Raw genomic sequence first — 16,655 nt, 5'->3', positions numbered from 1 at the left:
GAGCCTCGCGGAGGCGGGGGCGCAGGAGACGGTTTCTCGCGCGGCGGTCATGCCAGGCTCGTCCCGGCGGGCAGCCTCGCGCCTCGCAGGAAAGCATCGGCGGCCATGGGGCCCTTGCCGGCCCGCTGCACCTGAAGGAGGCGCACCGCGCCTTCGCCGCAGGCCACCAGGCCCTCGCCGTCGAGGAGCGCGCCCGGAGCGCCCCGGCCGTCCGCGAGGGCGGTGCGCAGCACCTTCACCCGTTCCGGCCCCCTGCCGAAATCGGCCGTGAAGAAGGCGCCGGGAAACGGCGACAGGCCCCGGACATGGTCGTGGACGGCGCGCGCCGGCTTCGCCCAGTCGATCCGGGCTTCCTCGTTCGAAATCTTGTGGGCGTAGGTGACGCCCTCCTCGGGTTGGGGCGTGAAGCTCAGGGCCCCGCGGGAGAGCGCGGCGAGCGCCCGCACCATGAGGTCGGCGCCGAGGACCATCAGCCTGTCGTGCAGTTCGCCGGCGGTCGTGTCCGGCGCGATCGCGACCCGCTCGGCCATGGCGACGGGGCCCGTATCGAGGCCCTCCTCCATCTTCATCACCGCGACCCCGGTCTCCGCGTCCCCGGCCATGACCGCGCGCTGGATCGGCGCCGCGCCGCGCCAGCGGGGGAGGAGGGAGGCGTGGAGGTTCAGGCAGCCGAGGGAGGGAGCCTCCAGGATCGGCCGGGGGAGGATCATGCCGTAGGCGACCACGACCGCCACATCCGCCCCGTGGGCGCGGAACGTTTCGGCGGCCTCCTCCGTGCGCAGGGTCTTCGGGGTCAGGACCGGAAGCCCGAACCGCTCCGCCATCCGGTGCACCGGCGAGGGGCGCAGGTCCATGCCGCGCCCGGCGGCGGCCGGGGCCCGCGTATAGACGGCGACGACCTCGTGCCCCTGGCCGACGATCTCCGAAAGGGTCGGGACCGCGAAGTCCGGCGTTCCCATGAAGACGACGCGCAGGCTCATGCGCCGCTGGCCTCGCGCCTCGCCGCCTTGCGGAACTTGGTCATCACCCGGTCGCGCTTGAGCTTGGAGAGGTAGTCGATGAAGAGGACCCCGTTGAGGTGGTCGATCTCGTGCTGCACGCAGGTCGCGAGCAGGTCCCCGGCCTCCTGCTCGACGGTCTCGCCGTCGAGGTTCATGTAGCGGAACCGCACCCGGTCCGGACGCTCCACCTCCTCGTAATATTCGGGAATCGACAGGCAGCCTTCCTCGTAGGTGCGCTTCTCCTCGGAAGCCCAGGTGATCTCGGGATTGATGAGCACCATCGGCTGCCGCTCGGTCTCCGATTTCGACACGTCGATGGTGACCACCCGCAGGGGAACGCCGATCTGGATCGCCGCGAGGCCGACGCCCGGCGCATCGTACATGGTCTCGAGCATGTCCTCGGCGAGGGTCCGGATCTCGTCCGTGATCGCCTGCACGGGCTCGGAAACCAGCCGGAGCTTGGGATCGGGCAGAATTACGAGGGGTCTGATCGTCATGATGGGCGGAGATAAGGGGTTGCGCCGGGATGGTCAAATCGTTCGTCATATGTTCGGATGATTCCGTCAATCGGAACCTTGCAACCGGAACCTTGCAACCGGAACCTTGCCCCATGAACGATCCCGTTGTCCTGTTCGGCTCCCTGGCCATGCCGCTCGGGAAATTGCTGGCCGGAGCCGCCGCCGGCTGCCTCCTGCTCCTCGTCGTCCTGACCGTCCTCTTCCTGCGCAGCAGGCGGGAGCGAGCGCTGGAGGCCGCCATGGCCGCGGAGAGGGCGCGGGAGATGGATGACAAGATGGCCGAGCTGACCCGGATCCAGGCCGAGATGACGGGGAGGATGCAGACCATCGCGGAGGTGTTCGGCACCCGGCAGAGCGATTTCGTGCGCCTCATCTCCGAGCGCATCGACGGGCTGCAGCACCGGGTCGGCCAGGGGCTGGAGGCGACGACGCGCCACCAGGCGGAGAGCCTGTCGCGGCTCAACGAGCGTCTCGCCGTGATCGACGCCGCGCAGCGCAATCTCAAGGACCTCACGGGCGAGATCGTCGGCCTCAAGGACGTTCTCGCCAACAAGCAGGCCCGGGGCGCCTACGGGCAGGGCCGCATGGAGGCGATCGTTCGGGACGGGCTTCCGAGCGGCGCCTTCGAGTTCCAGCCGACCCTCTCGAACCGGATGCGGCCCGACTGCCTGGTGCGCCTGCCCGGCGACAGCCGGGGCCTCGTGGTGGACGCCAAGTTCCCCCTCGAGGCCTTCACCCAGTTCCGCGAGGCGCGGGACGACGAGGGGAGGGCGAGGGCCGCCGCGAGGGTCAGGAACGACGTCCTGGTCCATGTACGTGACATCGCCGAGAAATACCTCATTCCCGGCGAGACGCAGGACATCGCGATCATGTTCGTGCCGGCGGAGTCGATCTATGCGGATCTCGCGGAGCATTTCGAGGACGTGGTCCAGAAGGCGCACCGCGCGCGCATCGTCATCGTGTCTCCGTCCCTGCTCGCCCTCGCGATTCAGGTCATGCAGTCGCTCGTGCGCGACGCCCGCATCCGCGAGGAGGCGCATGTCATCCAGGTGGAGGTGCAGAAGCTGCTGGAGGACGTGGAGCGCCTCAGCGGGCGCGTGGCCAAGCTCGACGCCCATTTCCGCCAGGCGCAGGAGGACGTGACGCAGATCCGGGTCTCGACGGAGAAGATCGTCAAGCGCGGCCAGAAGATCGAGACCCTCGACTTCGAGGAGGGGGCGGCGGAGGCGAAGGCCGAATGGATCAGGCTCCACGGACCGGGCCTGCGCGCCGTGGAGTGAGCGCCTCGAGGCCGCGCCGGCCGCGTTCAGGGTCCTCGGAATCGCCTGCCGGAATCGGAACTGGGCCCGGCGCAGGACGTTCTTGAACCGTCAATGCTACGATCCGCGCGAGTGCCGCGCGCCGGCTCCTCCAACTGCTAAGGATATGCGCCATGGGTCTCTTGTCGAAGGACATCAAGACGCTGGATGACCTGTTCATCCACACTCTCCAGGACATCTACTATGCGGAGCAGCAGATCACGAAGGCGCTGCCCGAGATGATCGCCAAGGCGAGCGATCAGCAGCTGAAGCAGGCTTTCCAGACCCATCTCGCGGAGACCGAGCACCAGATCCAGATGGTCGAGCAGGTCTTCCGGATGCACGGCCACGATCCCAAGGGCGCGACCTGCCCGGCCATCGACGGGATCATCGACGAGGCGCAGGACATCGCGGGCGACATCGATGATCCGCAGGTGCTCGATGCCGCGCTTCTGGCCGCCGCGCAGGCCGTGGAGCATTACGAGATCACCCGCTACGGCACCCTGACCGCCTGGGCGAAGCAACTCGGCCGCGAGGACTGCGCGAGTGTCCTGCACCAGATCCTCGAGCAGGAGCGCGCCACGGACCAGAAGCTCAACCGTATCGCCGAGAGCAAGATCAACACCCGCGCGGCTTGACGCCTCTGCGACCCGATAGACGGAAAAGGCGGCCTCGCGGCCGCCTTTTCCGTGCCGGCGCAGGGGTCACGCTCAGACGACGAAGAAATCGAGCTCCGTCATCTTCAGCCCCTTCTTGAGGCTTGCGATCTCGACGGCCTTGCCCTTGCCGGAGCCGTCGAGATCGTAGAAGAGCACGCCCTTCTTGCTGTCGTAGACGAGGAAGTCGTTCTTGTCCTTGGCCTTGCTGCCGATGGTGAAGAACCCCTTGTTCAGCTTGCCGGGCTTCGCTTCCGTGCCCTTGCCGAGCTTCCGGAACACCGCATTGTCGAGCCAGATCGTGTCGTCCCTCACGTTGAAGTCGACAATCCTGTCGAGGTTGGCCTTCCGGTTCGGCGCCGCGTCGAACACGAACACGTCACTGTCCGACCCGCCGGTGAGCACGTCGTTGCCGAGGCCGCCGGAGAGCCTGTCCTTGCCGCCCTGGCCGGAGATCGTGTCGTTGCCGCCATTGCCCCTCAGCCTGTTGGCAGCGGCATTGCCCAGCAGAGCGTTGGCGGTGTCGCTGCCGGAAAGATCGAGGGCGCCTTTCCCCATCGCCGTGAGCGCTTCCACCTCGGCGTCGAGCGCCAGGGCGAAGCTCGCGCCCGCCTGGACGGTGTCGAAGCCGCCGCCTGCCGTCTCGGTCACGAGGTCGGCGGAGCTGTCGACGACATAGGTGTCGTTGCCTGCGCCGCCCTTGAGGCTGTCGGCTCCCGTGCCCCCGTCGAGAAGGTCGTCGCCGCCCTCGCCCTCCAGGCTGTCGTTCCCCGCATCGCCGTACAGCATGTCGTTGTCGCCGCCGGCTTCGTGAATGCTGTCGTCGCCGTCGCCGCCGTGGACCGTGTCGGCGCCCGTCGCGCCGTAGAGCTGGTCGCGGCCCGCGCCGCCGTCGAGGACGTTGCTCCCGCCGTTGCCGAACATCGTGTTGTCGAGGGCGTTGCCGGTGCCGTTGATGTTGCCGCCGGCATTCTCGAGCGCGAGGTACTCCACGTTCGCGGTGAGGGCATAGCTGACCTTCGCGATCACCCGGTCGAAGGCGCCGCCGCCTGCCTCCTCCGTCACCGTGTCGCCGGAGGAGTCGACGAAGTAGAGGTCGTTGCCGAGTCCGCCGATCATCATGTCGGCGCCTGCGCCGCCGAGGAGCATGTCGTCGCCCTTGCCGCCCTCCAGGTGGTCGGCTCCGCCGCCGCCGTCGAGCGTGTCGTTGCCGTCCTCGCCCTTGAACGTGTCGGCGCCGCCGCTGCCGGTCAGGTTGTTGTTGAGGGCATTGCCGGTCGCCGTGAAGTCCCGGGCGCCCGCGACGGCGAGGTTCTCGAAATTGTCCGAGAGTGTGTACGTGGCCGGGGCATAGGCATCGGTGATCCTGACGGTGTCGGTGCCGCCGTTCTCCCCCTCGAGCAGAGTATCGTCCGCGTCGATGACGTAGGTGTCGTTGCCCGCGCCGCCCTCCAGCCGGTCCGAGCCCGCCTTTCCGTCGAGGATGTTGTTCCCGCCGTTGCCGACGATGACGTTGACGAGCTCGTTGCCGGTGCCGTCGATGCTCCCCGTGCCGATGAGCGTGAGGTTCTCGATGTGAGCCAGAGGCGCCAGGCTGAAGCCGATGAGAGCCTCGACCCTGTCGGTTCCTCCGCCTTCCGCTTCGACGACGATGTCGTTGAGATCGTCGACGACGTAGACGTCGTCGCCGAGCCCTCCGGTCATCTGATCGGCGCCCCTGCCACCGTCGAGTGTGTCGTTGCCGCCCGCACTCTCCAGAATGTCGTCGCCTTCTCCGCCGTCGAGGATGTTCGCGAGGCCGTTCCCGTAGATCTGGTTGCTCCCGCTGCTTCCCGTGGCGTGGAGAGCGGTGCCGTCCAGGATCGCATGCTCCACGTTGGCGTGGTCGTTCAGGTCGACATCGATATAGGAGATGATGAGATCGTCGCCCTCGTCGGCCAGCTCCGTGATCGTGACGTCGACCGACCTGAGAACATAGCGGTCGTCGCCCGCGCCTCCTATCAGGGTATCCCTGCCGCCGTTGCCGTCGAGCCGATTGTCGGTGCCGTTCCCGGTCAGGATGTTGTCGAGGGCATTGCCGGTGATGTGAACATCGAAATCGTCTTCGGCGAGGGCATAATTCTGCTCCTCTTCCGTAAGGATGTAGGTCTTGGTCGTTGGATCGTAGGTGGGCACGGGCACGGTCCTCGGGAAAGGGATACCCGCACAACCTATTTCATATGAGATAACGTTTCAATGAGTCGGGCAAAAGGCCCCATGGCCGTCAGCGTCCCGAGGGCAGGACCTGCTCGTGGAGGAATCCCGCCAAGTCGTCGGTGACGTGGTCGATATGGGGGGCCCTCACGGCCTCCTGCTCGAACTCCTCCCGGAAAGGATCGGCGGTGCGGGGCACGACCAGGGTGGTCGTCATGCCCAGATCGTGCGGGACGACGAGGTTCTTGGCGATGTCCTCGAACATGGCCGCCCGCGCGGGCTCGACCGCATGCTTTTCGAGGAAGCTCTCGTAGGCCCTGCGGTCCGGCTTGGGCACGAAATTCGCCGCCGCGATGTCGAACACGTCATCGAAATGGTCGAGAATGCCGATCTTCCTGGCCACGTTCTCGGCATGCTTGCGCGAGCCGTTGGTGAGGATGAGCTTCCGGCCCGGAAGCTTCTCGATGGCCGCGCCCAGGCGTTCGTCGAGGGCGATGTCGGTGTGGTCGATGTCGTGGGCGAAGTCCAGGAAGTCGTAAGGATCGACGTCGTATTCGTCGATCAGGGCCCGCAGGGTGGTACCGTACTTGTGGTAGAAATACTTCTGAAGCGCCCGTGCCGAAAGGCCGTCGATGCCGAAGAGCTCGGAGATATACAGGGTAATCCGCTCGTCCACCTGCGGCCAGATCCGCGAGGTATGGGGATAGAGCGTATTGTCGAGGTCGAAGATCCATGTGTCCACATGGGAGAAGCTTCGCGCTTCCCTAAAGGACGGGTTGTCGTCGACCGGCAGAGCTTTCATGGCACCCAGAGATGGCAATGGGGCCGATGCGGCCCCATTCCGACGATATAGGCGTGGACGGCGCGGATTTGAAGGGTGTTACCCCCGCCGGATGAGGGTGCCGGCGCCGTGGTCCGTGAAGAGCTCGAGCAGCACGGCGTGAGGCACCTTGCCGTCGAGGATGACGACCGCCTCCACGCCCCGCTCCAGGGCATAGATGCAGGTCTCGATCTTCGGGATCATGCCGTCGGTGATGGTGCCGTCGGCGATCAGGCGGCGGCAGTCGTCGATGGTCATCTCGGGGATGAGGTTCTTGTTCTTGTCGAGGACGCCGGGCACGTCGGTCAGGAGGAGCAGGCGCTTCGCCATCATGGCGCCCGCGATGGCGCCGGCGAAGGTGTCCGCGTTGACGTTGTAGGTATGCCCGTCGCGGCCCACGGCCACGGGGGCGAGGACCGGGATCAGCTCGGCGCTGAGCACCTGGTCCAGCACGGAGCGGTTGACCGATTCCGGCTCGCCGACGAAGCCGAGGTCCACCACCTTCTCGATGTTCGAGTCCGGGTCCACGACGGTGCGGGTCACCTTGCGGGCGGTGACCATGTTGCCGTCCTTGCCGCACAGGCCGACCGCCTTGCCGCCCTCCGCGCTGATCCAGCCGACGATCTGCTTGTTGATGGAGCCGGCGAGCACCATCTCGACCACCTCGACGGTCGCGGAATCGGTGACCCGCAGGCCGCCCTTGAACTCGGACTTGATGCCGAGCTTGTCGAGCATCCGGCCGATCTGCGGCCCGCCCCCATGCACCACGATGGGCTTGATTCCCGCCTGCTCGAGAAGGACCACGTCCTCCGCGAAATCCTCCGCCGCGGCCCGGTCGCCCATGGCATGGCCGCCGTACTTGATGACCACGACCTGCTGGTCGTAGCGCTGCATGTGCGGGAGAGCCTGGACCAGCACTTCGGCTTGGACATGGACGTCGGGCAGCTGCTGGGCTGCGGGGTTGGAACTGGACATGAACGGCCCCGGCGGGTGAGTGAACGGAACGGCGAGGGTTCTAGCCGAAGGGGGCGGCTCTGCAAACAGGGACTTCACCGCCGCGGGCGAAGAATCCCGGCGAGTGCCGTCGCGAGCCAGCCGGCCATGAGGAGAAGGCCCCCCGCGGGAGCCGCCATGGGCGCGAGGGAAAGACCGGCGAAGGCGCGGCGGGAGAGGTCGCCGCAGAAGAGGGCGAGGCCCAGGACGAGAAGCACGCCCGCCGCCCGCGCCAGCCGGGGGTGGAGCAGGCTGGAGGCGGCGAGCGCCGGGATGGCGAGAAGGGCGGGGGCGTGGAACAGGAGGAACTGGGCCGCGGTCTGCAGCTGGCCGCCCCCGGTCAGGTGCGAGGCGGCCGCGGACAGGGCAACGCCCAGGCAGCCGGACAGGCCCGCCGCGACGACCGGGAGGCGGTCGGCGAAGCTCACGCCTCGCCCCGCTCGCTGAGGAGGCGGGCGATCTGCGCGCGCAGTTCCGGAATGCCCGCGCCCGTGCGGCTCGAGGTGGGCACGATCACCGGAAAGGCCGCGGCGCGCTTGGCGATCTTCGCGGCCGTGTCGGCGATCCGCTTCTCGATCTCGCCCTTCTTCAGCTCGTCCGCCTTCGTCAGCACGATCTGATAGGAGACGGCGGCCTTGTCGAGGGTCTCCAGGACCTTCTCGTCGACGGGCTTGATGCCGTGGCGGGCGTCGATCAGGACATAGACGCGGGCGAGGCTCGCGCGGCCTCGCAGGTAGTCGTGGATCAGCTGCGTCCAGGCCTGGACCTTCTCCTTCTCCACCGCGGCATAGCCGTAGCCGGGCATGTCCACGAGGTGGAACCGCTCCCCGATCTCGAAGAAGTTGAGCTGCTGCGTCCGTCCCGGCGTGTGGGAGGTCCGGGCGAGGGTGTTGCGCCCGGTGAGGGCGTTGACGAGGCTCGACTTGCCCACGTTGGAGCGGCCGGCGAAGGCGATCTCCAGCTTGCCCATGGGCGGCAGCGCCTTGAGGGAGTCGGCCGCCCATTTGAAATCCGCGCTGCCGGCGAAGAGCTTGCGCCCCGTTTCGAGGAAGGGGTCGATGTCGGATGCCGTGTCTGTCATGGGGTCCTTATCGGCGCTCCCGCGGCGTTGTTCAAGGCGCGAGGCTTCTCTTCCGCCGCCTTGCGGCTCCAGAAGGGCTTCGCCTTCTCCAGCCGGCGGGCCAGGACCTCCGTGCGGGACAGGAGCCGCTTCCTGCGTCTTGCGGCCTCGCGGTCTCCCGAGGCCGCGAGGATCCGCTTCGCCACGACGAGATCGTTCAGTTCGCCTAAGGTGTCCTGGAGGTTCTGGAGGACCGGCAGCATGACCCTGCGACGGCGCTCGGCCTTCCTGCCCGCGAAGGTCGCCGAGAAGAACTCGATCCCGTAGCGCAGCCCCTTGATGCGGATGCGCAGGCGGTGCCGCCTGCCGTCGCCGACCTCCGCCAGCGTCCGGGCGGCCCGGCGGATCCGCTTCCAGCGGCGTCCCAGCTCCTTCCGGGCCCTCTCCCCGGCCGGCAGGGCACGGGCCGGGCCTGCCTTTTTCCGCCCCTGCCACCGGCCTGCCTCGATCCAGGCGGCGAGCCGCAGGATCGCGTGCCGGAAACGGCGCTTCTCGAAGGTCCGCAGCAGAGACGCATAGGCCCGCGCCTGCTCCTCCTCGGCCTTCGCCAGGGCGTCCCGGTCGAGCCCGGAACCGGCATTGCGGAGCGTCTCGACATGAACGTCGATGTCGCGCGCCCTGCCGAGCTTCCTCCCGATCCAGCGCAGTTCCTCCATCGCCTCTGCGCTGTCCCGGTCGTCGAGCATGTCCTCGAAGATCGCCGCGGCCGCCTTCAGGCGCCGCGTTCCCACCCGCATCTGATGGAGGGCCTCGGGAGACCTCGCGCGCCTGACGATCTCCTCGTTCCTCACGATCTGGAAAAGGCAGGCGCGGGCGATGGCCCGGAACGCGTCGGCGCTGCTCCAGTCCGGCAGCACGACGATGGGCGTGGCCCGGGCCGGCTCCGCCTCCGCCTCCGGAACGCCGCGGAGCCGGTAGCCCCGCTCGGATTTGGTCAGGAGGGAGAGGCGCAGGGCCGCCGCGTCCGCGAGGTCCAGCGCCAGGGCGAACAGGGGCCCGACCTCTCCCTGCCGGAGTTCCAGCTCGATCTCGGCGAACTCTGCCCTCTCCGGTCCCGCCACGATCCGGCTCCGGTCGAGGCCGATCTCGATGAGGGCGTCCCCGTGGGCGCACTCGAACACCTGCCGCTCCGTCTCGACCGTGAAGACGGGAGCGAGGCTTCCGGCCGGGTCGGAGCCGGCCAGGAGAGCGGCAAGCGGGGTCGCCGACGCCGCGCCGAGAGCGAGATTGCCGTCCGCGAGGGGCCATTCCCATTCGTCCCGGGCGAGGGCCAGCCCGTGCTCGCCGCCTTCCGCCTTGAGCGTCTGGACGAAGCGGCCCTCGCGCTCCCGGATGCGCAGGGACAGCCCGGCGCGGCGCAGGGCGAGGTCGGGCGTGTCGTAGTAGGTGGCGCGCAGGATTCCGCTGCGCTCGGGCATCGGTTCCGCCCGGAGCAGCAGCGGATGGGCCAGCAGGTCCGCGACGGATCCCGCAGCCCATTCGAGCTTCAGCTCGATCTCCCGGGGAGGCGGAACGGGGTTGGCTCGGTGCATGGGCTCGCGGTCCGGGTTGCTGCCGGGCTTCGCGGCGCCGTCGGGACGCCGCCATGGCTAAAGGATTTATGTAGAGGCGGGGCGAGCGCGAGCAACGCCGGCCGCGTGCCGTTCAGGTTTGGAGGGCAGGGGGACGAACCTGTCGGGGTGCCCGTCCGGCGCGGCCGTGATTTCGTTCCCGAGCAGACGGCGCTGTGCGCCGGAGCGGGAGAGAGGTGCCATGACGACGAACCCGGTCCGCATCCGTTCGGTGGACATTCTGTCCGACGACTGGGCGGTGTTGAAGAGAGTCACGTTCGACTACACACGCCGGGACGGCCGGGTCGAACGGCAGGTCCGCCAGACCTACGACCGCGGCAACGGCGCGGCGATCCTGCCCTACGATCCGGCCCGGGGCACGGTTCTGCTCGTGCGCCAGTTCCGGCTGCCCGCCTATGTGAGCGGCCATCCGGAACCCCTCATCGAGGTCTGCGCCGGGCTTCTCGACGACCGGGATCCCGAGACCTGCATTCGCCGCGAGGCGGAGGAGGAGCTGGGCTACCGTCTGCGCGAGCCCCGGCGGGTGCTCAGGGCCTTCATGAGCCCCGGCAGCGTCACCGAGCAGCTCGTCTTCTTCGTGGCGCGCTATTCCCCGGACGACAGGATCGGCGCGGGCGGCGGCGCCGAGGACGAGGGCGAGGACATCGAGGTCCTGGAACTCGCCCTCGACGAGGCTCTGCTGATGGTGGACCGCGGGGAGATCGTCGACGGCAAGACCGTCATGCTCCTGCAATACGCCAGGTTGAAGGGGCTGACGGTCCCCTGAGGACGGAGCGGCCCGCCTCAGGCGGCCCTGCGGAGGGCCTCCAGGTCCGACCCGCGGATGGCGCCGAGGTTTCGGGTGATCTTCTCGGCGTCCCAGTCCCACCAGCGGATCGCCAGGAGCTCCGCGATCACGTCGTCGGGGAAGCGCCTGCGGATGAGGCGCGCCGGGTTGCCGCCGACGATCGCGTAGGGCGGCACGTCGGAGGTCACGACGGACTTCGCCGCGACGATGGCGCCGTCCCCGATGACGACGCCCGGCATGATCGTCGCCTCATGGCCGATCCATACGTCGTTCCCGACGACGGTGTCTCCCTTGAAGCCCGCCTGGACCGTCGCCCAGTCGAAGCCCTTCTCCCAGCCGTTCGCGAAGATATTGAAGGGATAGGTGGAGAAGCCGGTGGTGGCGTGATTGGCGCCGTTCATGACGAAGGTGGCGCCGGTCGCGATGGCGCAGAACTTCCCGATCACCAGCCTGTCGCCGATGAAATCGTAATGGTGCAGCACGCAGCGCTCCACGAAGGCCTCGGGGCCGCGCGGGTCGTCGTAGTAGGTGTAGTCGCCGACGAGAATGTTCGGCCGGTCGACGAACGCCTTGAGAAACCCGACGCGCGGATGGCCCGGCATCGGGTGCGGCGTCTTCGGGTCAGGTCCCGTCGTCATGCGGTCTCTCCCTCGAACGGAAATCCCCGGAGCGGAGCCCCGGGGATCGGTGATGCGGGCGAAGTTGCGTCCGGACCTGCCGCGTTCAGCCCTTGGCGGGCGTCTTGCGTCCGAACGTGCTGCGCAGGTTGTGCCAGAGCTCGATCCGCACCCCGTTGCGCTTCATGATGAAGGCCTGCTGGGTCACGGAGAGCAGGTTGTTCCACGCCCAGTAGATCACGAGGCCGGCCGGGAACGAGCCGAGCATGAACGTGAAGATCACCGGCATCCACGAGAACACCTGCTTCTGGACCGGGTCCGGCGGCTCGGGGTTCATCTTCATCTGGAGCCACATGGTCACGCCCATGATGATCGGCCAGGCGCCGAGCATGAGGAAGTGGCCGATCACCGGAACCGCGCCCGGGTCGTAGGGCAGAAGGCCGAACAGGTTGAACACCGAGGTCGGGTCCGGCGCCGCGAGATCGCGGATCCAGCCGAAGAAGGGCGCATGGCGCATCTCGATGGTGACGAAGAGCACCTTGTAGAGCGCGAAGAAGACCGGGATCTGGATGAGGACGGGCCAGCAGCCTGCGACCGGATTGATCTTCTCCTTGCGGTAGAGCTCCATCAGCGCCTGCTGCTGCTTCATCTTGTCGTCGGCGTAGCGCTCGCGGATCGCGGTCATCTCCGGCTGCACCGCCTTCATCTTCGCCATGGAGGCGTAGGACTTGTTGGCGAGCGGGAAGAACAGGATCTTCAGGATCACGGTGACGAGCAGGATCGCAACGCCGAAATTGCCGAAGAGCTTGTAGAAGAAGTCCAGGACCTTAAAGAGCGGCTTGGTGATGAAGTAGAACCAGCCCCAGTCGATCAGGAGGTCGAAGTTCTTGATCTGCAGGTTCGAGGCGTACTGGTCGACCGTCGCCACCTCCTTCGCGCCGGCGAACACGCGCTTCGTCGCCTCGACCGTCGCGCCGGGCGCCACGGTCTGCGCCGCGCCGAGGACGTTCGCCTGATAGGTCGGGCCGGTGGGGTCCTGGCGCACGGTGAAGGAGCCCTGGTAGCTCTGCGCCTGGTCCGGGACGACGGCGGCCGCCCAGTACTTGTCCGTGATGCCCACGAAGCCGCCCGTCACGTTGTCCCACGTCCGGCCGAGCACGTTCTGCCCGAGGACGGGGTTCTCCTTGTCGAGCTTGGCGTAGGTGTATTCCTGCAGGCCCTGGTCGCCGAGGACGCCGATCAGGCCCTCGTGCAGCACGTAGTAGCCGAGGGTGGTCGGCCGACCATGGCGGGAGACGAGGCCGTAGGGATGCAGCGTCAGGGGCTCGGAACCGCGGTTCTCGACGCTGTCCTTCACGGTGAACATGAACTTGTCGTCCACCGAGATGGTGCGGCGGAAGACCTGGCCCTTGCCGTTGTCCCAGGTGAGGGTCACCGGGCTCGCGGGAGTCAGCTTGTCCCTGTCGGCGGTCCAGACCGTGTTCGGGCCGGGCACGGAATCGGCCTGGGCGCCCACCCAGCCGAAATCGGCATAGTAGGGGTTCTGGCTGCCGGAGGGCGACAGGAGCACGATGTTCGGGCTCCTGGGGTCCACCGTCTCGTGATAGTTGCGCAGCGACACGTCGTCGAGGCGGCCGCCGCGCAGGTTGATGGAGCCGAGGATGGCGGGGGTCTCGACGGGCAGGCGCGGCGAACGCGCGAGCGCGGCCTCCCGGGACTCGACCGTCGGGACGGCAGGCGTCGCCGGAACCGTGCCCGGGACGGGAGCGGAGGGGCCGCCCGCCTGGCTCGGTGTCGGCGCCGGCACGGCCGGGCTCGCCTGCTGCGCGGTCTGCTGGGCGTTCTGGGCGGCCTGACGGTGCCGCTCGGCCTCGGGCGCCGCGAAAAAGTACTGCCAGCCGATCAAAACCGCCATCGACAGCACGATGGCGACGATGAGGTTTTTGTTCTCATTACGCATGGGAATGTCCGCGACGCTCGCCGTTGGGAGGTGAGGAGGGGGTAGGGCGGCCCTCGGGCCGCGCCGTCTTCGGCTTGGTGACGACACGCAACGCCCGCCGAAGATCGTCGATGAGCACGCCGTAGTCAGCGGTCAGGATGTCGCGCCGTCCGATCACCACGATATCGGCGTGGACGCCCGCATAATCCAGACCGGCCGTCCTGCACGCGCTCCTGAGCCGCCGCTTGATCCGGTTGCGCTCGGTGGCATGGCCGACGCGCTTGGTCACGGTCAGGCCGATCCGGAGCCCGGCTTCGGAAGGCCGATCGGCGCTCGGGTCGTCGCGCAGGCGGCCCTGGACCGTCATCCGCTCCGTATGAAAGCGGCGGCCCGAGGCCGCCGCAACGAAGTCAGATCGTTTCGTCAGGCGCCCGACCGTGGCTGCGCGAGGGTCGCGCACCGGTCAGCCCTGAGCGCCGGCGTTACGCCGACAGGCGCTTGCGGCCATGGGCGCGGCGAGCGGCGATGACCTTGCGGCCACCCTTGGTCGCCATGCGCGCGCGGAAGCCATGGCGGCGCTTGCGAACGAGCTTGCTCGGTTGATACGTCCTTTTCACGGCTCATCTCCGGTCGAAAGGGGCAGCGGTGCTCGAGGCTCGCGCCCGTCTGGATCTGTGGGGAAACCCCGAAACTGTCTCGAAAAAACGATCAGCGCCCAAAACGAGCGCCGTCAGCTTGCGGGCTTATGAAGGAAGGGAGGGCCAAAGTCAACGCCGCCGGGGCCTCGATGCCCCGGGCCCTCCTCACGAGGAAGTGACCCGGGATGCGGCGGGCTTGGGCCGGAAGGGTATCCGTTCTAGATGAGGGACGGCAATGGGGAGTGCGGCGTGGCGGAGCGGGGACAGGCGAACACGGCGGGAAACGTCCCGGGCCGCATCCGGCGGTTCCTGCCCCTGGCGCTGGTCGCGCTCGCGGCGGGGGCGTTCTTCGCGAGCGGGCTGCACCGCGTCCTGAGCCTGGAGAGTCTGGTCCGCCACCACGACGCCCTCCGCGGCTTCGTGGCGGAGCACCGGGCGGCGGCGCTGCTGACCTATGCCCTCGCCTACGTGGCCATGGTGACCCTCTCCATCCCCGCTTCGGCCCTCATGTCCGCCCTGGGCGGCTACCTTTTCGGCTGGGCGGTGGGCGGCGGCGTCGCGGCGCTCGCCGCGACCGCCGGGGGCGTCAACATCTTCCTGATCGCGCGCACGTCGCTCGGCGAGCTGCTCCGGCGCCGGGCGGGGCGGCGCCTCCAGGCCCTGGCCGAAGGGTTCCGGAAGGATGCCTTTTCCTACCTGCTCTTCATGCGGCTCCTGCCGGTGATGCCCTTCTGGGTCACCAATCTCGCGGCGGCCCTGTTCGGAGTCCGGCTGAAGACCTTCCTGGTGGCGACGCAGATCGGCGTCCTGCCCGCGACCTTCGCCTTCGCCGTGGCAGGATCTGGGCTCGACGAGGCCATCGACCGCCACATGGCCGCCTACCGGCGGTGCCTGGGGGCAGGAGGGAGCGACTGCCGGCTTGGCCTGAGCCCCGAAAACCTCCTGACTCCCGAGTTGGCGATCGCCCTGGCCGTGCTAGGAATCCTGGCGCTAGCCCCCGTCCTCGTCCGATGGCGGCGGGGGCGCAGCGGAGAGGAACGACAGTGACGAGCGAAGCGGCCCCGAAGGATTCCCTCAAGCCGGACATCTGCGTCGTCGGAGGCGGCTCCGCCGGGCTGTCGGTCGCGGCTCTCGCGGCCGCCCTCGGCGCCTCCGTCGTCCTGGCCGGGACCAGACGGCCGGAGGGGGCGAGCCTTCATGACCGCAGCCTCGCCTCGGGGGCGCTGGCCGCCGCCGCGCGCCGCGCGGAGGAATTTCGCCGGGGTGGCGCCTTCGGCCTTGTCTCCTCCGGCGAGCTGCAGGTGGATCTCGCGAGGGTGCGGGCCCACGTGCGGGAAGCGGTCCGCTCCGCCGCGCCCCTGGATTCCATGGAGCGCTTCCGGGCCATGGGCGTCCGCGTCGTCGCGGCGGAGGCCCGCTTCGCCGACCGCTCGACCGTCATGGCCGGGGAAGCCGCCGTCAGGGCGCGCCGCTTCGTCGTCGCCGCCGATTCGCGGCCCGCGGTTCCGGCCGTTCCGGGGCTCGAAGACGTTCCGTACCTGACCGGCGAGACCCTGCTCGACCTCGAGACTCTGCCCGAACGTCTCGTGGTCCTCGGGGGTGCCGTCGCCGGGGTCGAACTGGCCCAGGCCTGCCGGCGGCTCGGCGCCCGCGTCACCCTCGTCGAGACCGGGCCGCGCCTCCTCGCCGGCGAGGACCCGGAGATGGCCGCGGTTCTCGAACGCGCGCTTCGCGCCGAGGGGATCGTGGTCCGAACCGGCGTGGAGGTCCTGCGCGCGGAGCGCCGGCAGGGCGACCGGGTCGCCCTCGTCCTGCGCGGCGGCGAGGGGGAGGAGACCGTCGAGGGAAGCCGCCTGCTGATCGCGGCCGGCCGGGCGCCCGACCTCGACGGCCTCGCCCTGGACAAGGCGGGAATCGAAGCCGGACCGGCGGGGATCCGGGTCGATGCGGGGCTCAAGACCACCAACGGCAGGGTCTACGCCATCGGCGAGGGCATCGCCTGGGGCGGGGAAGGCTCCCTGCACGCGACGAATCACCAGGCCGGCCTCGTCGTGCGCAATGCCCTGTTCCGGCTTCCCGCAAGGCTCGGGGCCGCCCCGGTTCCGCGGCTCGTCCTCACGGATCCCGAACTCGCCGCGGCGGGGGCGACGGAAGAGGAGGCGAGGGAGCGCCACCGCGACATCCGCATCCTGCGCTGGCCCTTCGCCGAGAACGACCGGGCCCGCGCCGAGCGCGGGACGGCGGGCCACCTCAAGGCGGTCGTCACCCGTCACGGCCGCATCCTCGGCTGCACCATCGTCGGACCCCGGGCCGGGGAGCTGCTCGCCCCGTGGCTCCTCGCCATGGAGAAGGACCTGAAGGTCACGGACCTGGCGAACGTCGTCCATCCCCATCCGACCCTCTCCGAGATCGCGCGGAGCGCCGCGGTGGAATTTTTGAAGCCTTCGGCGCAGAATCCCTGGATCAGACGCCTGGTCGGCTTCGTCGGCCGCCTGGGGTAAGGG

At 68.7% G+C, this 16,655-nt stretch carries 17 protein-coding genes; 5 read left to right on the top strand and 12 right to left on the bottom strand.

All coding sequences use genetic code 11. The features are described from left to right. Window positions 1–47: 47 nt before the first annotated feature. Window positions 48–980, bottom strand: coding sequence for a methionyl-tRNA formyltransferase (gene fmt, locus GDR74_RS14995; protein WP_152587051.1), 933 nt, complete (start codon window positions 978–980; stop codon window positions 48–50). After that, window positions 977–1,498 carry a peptide deformylase gene (gene def / locus GDR74_RS14990; protein WP_152587050.1) on the bottom strand — a complete coding sequence of 174 codons (522 nt, stop codon included), beginning with the start codon at window positions 1,496–1,498 and terminating at the stop codon, window positions 977–979. The genes fmt and def overlap by 4 nt, the downstream gene beginning before the upstream one ends. Before the next feature lie 113 nt (window positions 1,499–1,611). Here def and GDR74_RS14985 point away from each other — a divergent pair, with 113 nt between their 5' ends. Together GDR74_RS14985 and GDR74_RS14980 are read left to right on the top strand one after the other, a co-directional pair. Beyond that, complete coding sequence (locus GDR74_RS14985; RefSeq protein ID WP_152587049.1) at window positions 1,612–2,799, top strand: DNA recombination protein RmuC; 1,188 nt, start codon at window positions 1,612–1,614, stop codon at window positions 2,797–2,799. A gap of 152 nt (window positions 2,800–2,951) precedes the next feature. Beyond that, a complete protein-coding gene (locus tag GDR74_RS14980; protein ID WP_152587048.1) occupies window positions 2,952–3,455 on the top strand; it encodes a YciE/YciF ferroxidase family protein in 504 nt (167 codons plus the stop codon). A 72-nt stretch (window positions 3,456–3,527) separates the two neighbouring features. On the opposite strand, the gene GDR74_RS14975 is transcribed toward GDR74_RS14980, so the two are convergent. The 6 genes from GDR74_RS14975 to GDR74_RS14950 all read right to left on the bottom strand — a co-directional run bounded on the left by GDR74_RS14975 (window position 3,528) and on the right by GDR74_RS14950 (window position 10,131). After that, window positions 3,528–5,648 (bottom strand): calcium-binding protein, encoded by a 2,121-nt coding sequence (locus GDR74_RS14975; RefSeq protein ID WP_152587047.1) that lies wholly within the window; start codon window positions 5,646–5,648, stop codon window positions 3,528–3,530. An 88-nt stretch (window positions 5,649–5,736) separates the two neighbouring features. Further along, entirely contained in the window at window positions 5,737–6,468 is a 732-nt protein-coding gene (locus GDR74_RS14970) for a pyrimidine 5'-nucleotidase (protein WP_152587046.1), read from the bottom strand. Window positions 6,469–6,546: 78 nt separating this feature from the next. Beyond that, on the bottom strand, window positions 6,547–7,461 hold the full coding sequence (argB, locus tag GDR74_RS14965; protein ID WP_152587045.1) for an acetylglutamate kinase: 915 nt from the start codon (window positions 7,459–7,461) through the stop codon (window positions 6,547–6,549). Window positions 7,462–7,535: 74 nt separating this feature from the next. After that, on the bottom strand, window positions 7,536–7,907 hold the full coding sequence (locus tag GDR74_RS14960; protein WP_152587044.1) for a DUF423 domain-containing protein: 372 nt from the start codon (window positions 7,905–7,907) through the stop codon (window positions 7,536–7,538). After that, entirely contained in the window at window positions 7,904–8,560 is a 657-nt protein-coding gene (gene yihA / locus GDR74_RS14955; RefSeq protein ID WP_152587043.1) for a ribosome biogenesis GTP-binding protein YihA/YsxC, read from the bottom strand. The genes GDR74_RS14960 and yihA overlap by 4 nt, the downstream gene beginning before the upstream one ends. Continuing rightward, window positions 8,557–10,131 (bottom strand): CYTH and CHAD domain-containing protein, encoded by a 1,575-nt coding sequence (locus tag GDR74_RS14950; RefSeq protein WP_152587042.1) that lies wholly within the window; start codon window positions 10,129–10,131, stop codon window positions 8,557–8,559. The genes yihA and GDR74_RS14950 overlap by 4 nt, the downstream gene beginning before the upstream one ends. Before the next feature lie 220 nt (window positions 10,132–10,351). On the opposite strand from GDR74_RS14950, the gene GDR74_RS14945 reads away from it, so the two are divergent. Continuing rightward, window positions 10,352–10,936, top strand: coding sequence for an NUDIX domain-containing protein (locus GDR74_RS14945; RefSeq protein WP_152587041.1), 585 nt, complete (start codon window positions 10,352–10,354; stop codon window positions 10,934–10,936). 17 nt (window positions 10,937–10,953) lie between these two features. Here GDR74_RS14945 and GDR74_RS14940 read toward each other — a convergent pair whose 3' ends face one another. The 4 genes from GDR74_RS14940 to rpmH form a co-directional block, all read right to left on the bottom strand. Next, window positions 10,954–11,595 carry a CatB-related O-acetyltransferase gene (locus GDR74_RS14940; protein WP_152587040.1) on the bottom strand — a complete coding sequence of 214 codons (642 nt, stop codon included), beginning with the start codon at window positions 11,593–11,595 and terminating at the stop codon, window positions 10,954–10,956. Between the two features lie 85 nt (window positions 11,596–11,680). Continuing rightward, entirely contained in the window at window positions 11,681–13,534 is a 1,854-nt protein-coding gene (yidC, locus tag GDR74_RS14935; RefSeq protein ID WP_152587039.1) for a membrane protein insertase YidC, read from the bottom strand. Beyond that, window positions 13,527–13,973, bottom strand: coding sequence for a ribonuclease P protein component (gene rnpA / locus GDR74_RS14930; RefSeq protein WP_152587038.1), 447 nt, complete (start codon window positions 13,971–13,973; stop codon window positions 13,527–13,529). Before rnpA ends, yidC begins: the two co-directional genes overlap by 8 nt. Window positions 13,974–13,995: 22 nt before the next feature. After that, window positions 13,996–14,130: a 50S ribosomal protein L34 gene (rpmH, locus tag GDR74_RS14925; protein WP_027314822.1), complete on the bottom strand. Its 135-nt coding sequence runs from the start codon at window positions 14,128–14,130 to the stop codon at window positions 13,996–13,998. Between the two features lie 243 nt (window positions 14,131–14,373). Here rpmH and GDR74_RS14920 point away from each other — a divergent pair, with 243 nt between their 5' ends. Beyond that, window positions 14,374–15,198 carry a TVP38/TMEM64 family protein gene (locus GDR74_RS14920; protein WP_152587037.1) on the top strand — a complete coding sequence of 275 codons (825 nt, stop codon included), beginning with the start codon at window positions 14,374–14,376 and terminating at the stop codon, window positions 15,196–15,198. Then, window positions 15,195–16,652, top strand: a complete 1,458-nt coding sequence (locus tag GDR74_RS14915) for a dihydrolipoyl dehydrogenase family protein (RefSeq protein ID WP_246179623.1) — start codon at window positions 15,195–15,197, stop codon at window positions 16,650–16,652. Before GDR74_RS14920 ends, GDR74_RS14915 begins: the two co-directional genes overlap by 4 nt. Window positions 16,653–16,655: the final 3 nt, after the last annotated feature.

The sequence above is a fragment of the Microvirga thermotolerans genome, from assembly GCF_009363855.1.
Classification (GTDB): domain Bacteria; phylum Pseudomonadota; class Alphaproteobacteria; order Rhizobiales; family Beijerinckiaceae; genus Microvirga; species Microvirga thermotolerans.
This window is presented reverse-complemented; position numbering and strand designations above follow the sequence as displayed.

What these genes read in the sequence shown, in the direction of transcription:
- GDR74_RS14985 (WP_152587049.1), top strand. Translation starts at nt 1,612, where the DNA reads ATGAACGATCCCGTTGTCCTGTTCGGCTCCCTGGCCATGCCGCTCGGG.
- GDR74_RS14970 (WP_152587046.1), bottom strand. Translation starts at nt 6,468, where the DNA reads ATGAAAGCTCTGCCGGTCGACGACAACCCGTCCTTTAGGGAAGCGCGA.
- argB (WP_152587045.1), bottom strand. Translation starts at nt 7,461, where the DNA reads ATGTCCAGTTCCAACCCCGCAGCCCAGCAGCTGCCCGACGTCCATGTC.
- GDR74_RS14950 (WP_152587042.1), bottom strand. Translation starts at nt 10,131, where the DNA reads ATGCACCGAGCCAACCCCGTTCCGCCTCCCCGGGAGATCGAGCTGAAG.
- GDR74_RS14980 (WP_152587048.1), top strand. Translation starts at nt 2,952, where the DNA reads ATGGGTCTCTTGTCGAAGGACATCAAGACGCTGGATGACCTGTTCATC.
- GDR74_RS14920 (WP_152587037.1), top strand. Translation starts at nt 14,374, where the DNA reads ATGAGGGACGGCAATGGGGAGTGCGGCGTGGCGGAGCGGGGACAGGCG.
- def (WP_152587050.1), bottom strand. Translation starts at nt 1,498, where the DNA reads ATGACGATCAGACCCCTCGTAATTCTGCCCGATCCCAAGCTCCGGCTG.
- yihA (WP_152587043.1), bottom strand. Translation starts at nt 8,560, where the DNA reads ATGACAGACACGGCATCCGACATCGACCCCTTCCTCGAAACGGGGCGC.
- GDR74_RS14945 (WP_152587041.1), top strand. Translation starts at nt 10,352, where the DNA reads ATGACGACGAACCCGGTCCGCATCCGTTCGGTGGACATTCTGTCCGAC.
- GDR74_RS14940 (WP_152587040.1), bottom strand. Translation starts at nt 11,595, where the DNA reads ATGACGACGGGACCTGACCCGAAGACGCCGCACCCGATGCCGGGCCAT.
- fmt (WP_152587051.1), bottom strand. Translation starts at nt 980, where the DNA reads ATGAGCCTGCGCGTCGTCTTCATGGGAACGCCGGACTTCGCGGTCCCG.
- yidC (WP_152587039.1), bottom strand. Translation starts at nt 13,534, where the DNA reads ATGCGTAATGAGAACAAAAACCTCATCGTCGCCATCGTGCTGTCGATG.